We start from the raw sequence: 5,089 nt of genomic DNA, 5'->3' as shown, positions 1-5,089 counted from the left end.
GTGTAGTGTGCAGTATGCAGAAAAAACCTTCTTATTGGAAAGGCATTACTTCGCCTAGACGCGTTCAGCGGCAATCACTGTGAGTGCACCCCAGATTCTTCGGCTATCGCCTCAGAATGACACATCTGACTCTTGTGCTTTAAGCTGCCTACTCCCTACTGCTTACTTATTTACTGCTTACTGCTTACTTATTTACTGCTTACTATTTACTGCTTACTGCTCATCCAACATTTCTTCTTTGGGTACGTCCCTTACTATTTTTGCAGGCGCTCCCATGACGAGTTTGCCGGCCGGTACGTCTCGGGTTACAACGGAGCCGGCGGCGATAAACGCCTCTTCGCCTATCGTTATCCCGGGAAGCAGGATTGCGTTGCCGCCCACCCGCGCGCCCTTCTTTACGTGAGCGCCTTTTATATATTTGAACCGCTCTTCGGTGCGGCCCATGAAATTGTCGTTTGTCGTCGTAACGCAAGGGGCGATAAACACACGGTCTTCAAGCATCGTGTAGGCGGTGATGTACGCATTTGACTGCACCTTGGTATAATCACCGATAGCCACGCCGTTTTCAACACAGACACCCCTGCCGACCAGCGAGTAGTTCCCGATTGTACAATTTTCCCTGACAGATGCCAGGTCCGCCACCATGGAATTGGTGCCGATGGTTGTGCCCGCGTAAAGCACCGCGCCCGAGCCGATGATGCACCCCTCGCCCACCTCAAGCGGCTTAAAGGGTTCGCTATAGGAAAGGGTGCTTGTTTTTGGCGGCCTCGGCTGCTTGCCGACAACGGCGCAATCGCCTACAACGGTGTCTTTGCCGAGTTTTGCCCCTTCGTGGATAACCGCGTTATTGCCGATTTCAACGCCCTCGGCAAGCTCGACGCCGGCCATGATTACAACGTTGTGGCCGATTTTTACGTCGCGTGCTATGCGGGCGGTGCTATCGATAAATGCCGCCACTCTAGCCCTCCGCTATCGTCACAGGTTTACCGCCGCTTTTAAGGGATTTCTGCGCGGCCTCGAGCACTTTTACAACGCGCAAGCCGTTATAGCCGTCGCTTCGCGGGCGCTGCCCGGTCTGAATCGACTGGATGAAGTGCTCGCACTCGGCCCTCAGCGGCTCTTTCATCTTAATACTCGGGATGGTGATATCGCCAAAGCGCAGCGTGAGATCCTCACCGTAGGTTCGGTAATCGGGATTGACGCCGACCCCTTTATCGTAGATGCGTATCTTCTCCGAGCTTTCCATATCGTCAAAGACCGCCATCTTCTTGTTGCCGACGACGGTAAGTTTGCGGGTCTTGTGGGGGTCGAGCCAGCTTACGTGGATATGGGCCATGGTCTTGTCTTTAAATGAGATCGAGCAGAACACGACATCCTCAATCCCTTCGGTAATGTACGACTGGCCGCGGGCCGAGACCTCAGCCGGCTCTTTTCCTCCGAGAAGGTAAAAGATGATCGATATATCGTGCGGGGCCAGGCTCCAGAGCGCATTTTCATCCGTGCGAACCTGGCCGAGGTTGAGTCTCTGGGTGTAGAGATACTGGATATCCCCCAGCTCTCCCGAATCGATCAAGCCCCTCATGTAATCAACCGCCGAATGATATTCAAGCAGGTGCCCCACCATCAGGATGCAGCCCGCCTTATCGGCGATATCGATGAGTTCCCTTGACGTATCGCTACTCAACGTAAGCGGCTTTTCAACCATCGCGTGCTTTCCTGCAAGCAGGGCCTTTTTCGCCAGGTCGAAGTGGGTAGCCGCCGAGCTTGCAATAACAACCGCGTCGATTGACGGGTTATTTAAAAGGTCGTCGATCTGCTGCGTTACTTCTACCTTGGGATAAAGCGCCTTTACTTTTTTCAGGTTGTCGGGATTTAAATCACAGCACGCAACCAGGTTGCTCTCGGGCATTTGCTCATAATTGCGGACTAGATTCGGCCCCCAATAGCCGTATCCGATAACTCCAACGTTAACCAATGGATCCCCCTATTATATTCTTACGATATGGCTTCCCATAAGACTCTTAAGTTTGTTTCTGGTATCGACGATAAGTTTCGCGTTGTCGGCCACCATGTTGTAATCGACTTCGGTGTGGTCCGTCACGACAAGCACGCAATCGCTCTTGGTGACGATATCCGGCGTAAGCTCAACCGACGTATATGTCTTCGTATCGATAATCTGCTCGTCGACATACGGATCGTGATAGAGGATATGCGCCCCACGCTTCTCAAGAAGTGATATTACTTTAAGCGCCGGGGATTCTCTGGTGTCGCCGATGTCTTTCTTATATGCAAGGCCGAGGACAAGAACATTCGAGCCTTTGATGCTTTTCTCGTGCTCGTTAAGGGCCTCGCCTACCTTTGATACCACGTAATACGGAATGCTTTCGTTTGTTTTCCCGGCAAGCTCTATAAACTCGGTGTGAAAATCATACTGGCGCGCCTTCCAGGACAGGTAAAACGGATCGATCGGTATGCAGTGCCCGCCAAGACCCGGCCCCGGTAAAAACGGCATAAATCCAAACGGTTTTGAGGCAGCGGCCTCTATTACTTCCCAGATATTTATATCCATGCGGTCGCATAAAAGCATCAGCTCATTTACCAATGCTATATTTACGCACCTGAAGATATTTTCTAAAAGCTTTGTCATCTCGGCGGCTTTGGTCGAAGACACCGGCACGACCATTTTTACAAACTGTGAGTAAAAGGACCTGGCATGCTCGGTGCATCCCTCGGTCACCCCACCGACAACTTTCGGCGTGTTGTCGATACCGTAGGTTTTATTACCGGGATCGACCCTCTCCGGCGAGAATGCCAAGTAAAAGCCCTGGCCGACGGTGAGGCCGCTCTCTTCGAGCATCGGAAGGACCACTTCTTCGGTGGTGCCGGGGTATGTCGTACTTTCAAGGATTACCAGCTGGTCTTGCTTTAAGAATTTGGCGATCTCGGTTGCCGCAGCACGCACGTAGGATATATCGGGCTCATGCATCTCATTTAGCGGCGTCGGCACGCAGATGCTGATGACGTCCATCCGGGCCAGAGCTGAAAAATCCGCGGTTGCGTCGAACCGCCCGGTGTCGACCAATTCTTTTATTGCAGCCTGATCAACGTCGGGGATATAACTCTCGCCTTTGTTGATCATGGCAACTTTTTCTTTATCAAGGTCGATACCGGTAACCTTAAGGCCTGCTTCCGCTATGGTAATGGCCAAGGGAAGCCCAACATACCCCATACCGATAATGCCAACACGGGCAGTCTTCTCGTTAATCCTATCCGCCAAGGACATCAATAAATCATCTCCACATAGTAACAAGCTCTTAGTACATAGTCTACATCAAGGTGATTAAGGTGCTTTTTATAATCCCCATTCACCTATATTATTTTACCGCAAATGTTAATTCCCCTTCGGCAACGATATCGCCGTCAACCGAGGCGACGGCTTTTCCCTTACCGATGGGACCCTTTACTTTCGTTATTTCTACTTCAAGAACGAGCTGATCGCCGGGAACGACCTGTCTTCTAAAGCGAAAACCGTCAATGGCGCCAAAAAAGGCGATCTTCCCTTTGTTCTTCTCAAGGCTTAGGATCGACACGGCACCGACCTGCGCCAGGGCTTCGACGATTAAAACACCCGGCATTACGGGATAGTCGGGGAAATGACCGGTAAAAAACGGCTCGTTTATCGTGACGTTTTTAAGTCCCTTTGCTCTTATCCCAGGCTCGAATTCAGTTATCCGGTCGATCAACAAAAACGGGTAGCGATGAGGAATAATCTTTTGTATCTCGTCTATCTCAAGCACCGTTATATCCTCCAAATCGTGCATTCCCTCGGAACGCAATTCGACGCCCCTTAAGGATGTCGCATCATAATACCTGGCAAAACATTCATCTTTTGATATTAGCGTTTTTCCCAAATTTAATCAAACGCCGACCGGGTTACTGCACCATTACTGCACCATAAACTTGACTGAAATCCCCTGCTGAATTATGCTACTAAAGTGCCTAATGCCTAATTCCGAAGGAACGGGCAAATGCATACTTATTTTATTTGAGGGCCGCATTCTGTCATGAAGAAAATTCACTTTATTATTATAACGGTCGTTTCGTTACTATTTATAGCGGGTGCCGCAGTGGCCGTTTTTTGGCCCGATATATTTCCCCAGGAGACCACCGAGTCCCGTGCAACCGTTGACAGTACAACCAAAACTACAATTGCCGAGGCTACGGCAACCGTGCCCGAATTTACCTGTCCGCTTGATGGAGAAGCCACGGGCGAACAACAGAGCCTTCGCCGGCCGTTTGCGGTTATGATCGAAAACCATCCGGATGCACGGCCGCAGTCGGGCTTAAGCAAGGCGTGTGTTGTCTATGAAACGGTGGCCGAGGGCGGCATCACCAGGTTTATGGCCGTCTTTTTGCACAATGACGTGGGTAATATCGGCCCTGTTAGAAGCGCGCGCGAATATTTCGCCGATTTGGCCAAGCAATATGATGCCGTCTATGCGCACTGCGGCGGGCCGACAACGATTTACGACGTCATTAAAAACCTTGGCCTGGCCGATCTCGATCAATATTTTAACGGCGACTACTTCTGGCGAATAAAGACCAGACACGCCCCGCATAATCTATACACGTCGACCGATTTCCTGCGCAAGGGATCGGAGGCGCATGGCTACAACCAGCAGGTATTTTTTCAGAAGTTGAATTTCAAAGACGACGAGCCGCTTGAGATGCGCCCGGCAACCGAAACCGTTGTAATCAACTTTTCCAAACCGTTATTCCTGGTAAGATATGATTACGACCGCCAGACTAACACTTACAAACGCTTTATGGTCGGCAAGCCCCATATCGACCCCGATAACAACCGGCAGATTTCGCCAAAGAACGTCGTTATACAGTATGCGCCCATCTCAAATATCGCCGATGATCCCAAGGGCAGGATGAAGGTTAACCTGGTTGGGACCGGCCGGGGCATCGTCTTTCAGGATGGGAAGACTATCCAGGCAACTTGGAACCGTGCTACGGTCACCGATCCGACCCGTTACTACGACCCAACCGGCATCGAAATAAAGCTCAACCGCGGGCAGACGTG

5 protein-coding genes are annotated in these 5,089 nt (G+C 51.0%); 1 reads left to right on the top strand and 4 read right to left on the bottom strand.

Annotation, left to right across the window (positions count from 1 at the left end; all coding sequences use genetic code 11):
- Positions 1–213: 213 nt before the first annotated feature.
- The 4 genes from COY37_RS01015 to fabZ all read right to left on the bottom strand — a co-directional run bounded on the left by COY37_RS01015 (position 214) and on the right by fabZ (position 3,797).
- A complete protein-coding gene (locus COY37_RS01015) occupies positions 214–957 on the bottom strand; it encodes an N-acetyltransferase (protein WP_286678553.1) in 744 nt (247 codons plus the stop codon).
- Between the two features lies 1 nt (position 958).
- On the bottom strand, positions 959–1,975 hold the full coding sequence (locus COY37_RS01010) for a Gfo/Idh/MocA family protein (RefSeq protein WP_286678554.1): 1,017 nt from the start codon (positions 1,973–1,975) through the stop codon (positions 959–961).
- A gap of 12 nt (positions 1,976–1,987) precedes the next feature.
- Positions 1,988–3,283: a nucleotide sugar dehydrogenase gene (locus COY37_RS01005; protein ID WP_286678555.1), complete on the bottom strand. Its 1,296-nt coding sequence runs from the start codon at positions 3,281–3,283 to the stop codon at positions 1,988–1,990.
- A 91-nt stretch (positions 3,284–3,374) separates the two neighbouring features.
- Positions 3,375–3,797, bottom strand: coding sequence for a 3-hydroxyacyl-ACP dehydratase FabZ (gene fabZ, locus COY37_RS01000; protein WP_353682448.1), 423 nt, complete (start codon positions 3,795–3,797; stop codon positions 3,375–3,377).
- 330 nt (positions 3,798–4,127) lie between these two features.
- On the opposite strand from fabZ, the gene COY37_RS00995 reads away from it, so the two are divergent.
- A partial coding sequence (locus tag COY37_RS00995) for a DUF3048 domain-containing protein (RefSeq protein WP_286975577.1) occupies positions 4,128–5,089 on the top strand: 962 nt, incomplete at its 3' end.

Origin of the sequence: Candidatus Aquicultor secundus (assembly GCF_002791875.1) — a bacterium.
Classification (GTDB): Bacteria; Actinomycetota; Aquicultoria; order Aquicultorales; family Aquicultoraceae; genus Aquicultor_A; species Aquicultor_A secundus.
The sequence above is the reverse complement of the archived record's forward strand: the minus strand, read 5'-3'. Positions and strand labels throughout refer to the sequence as shown.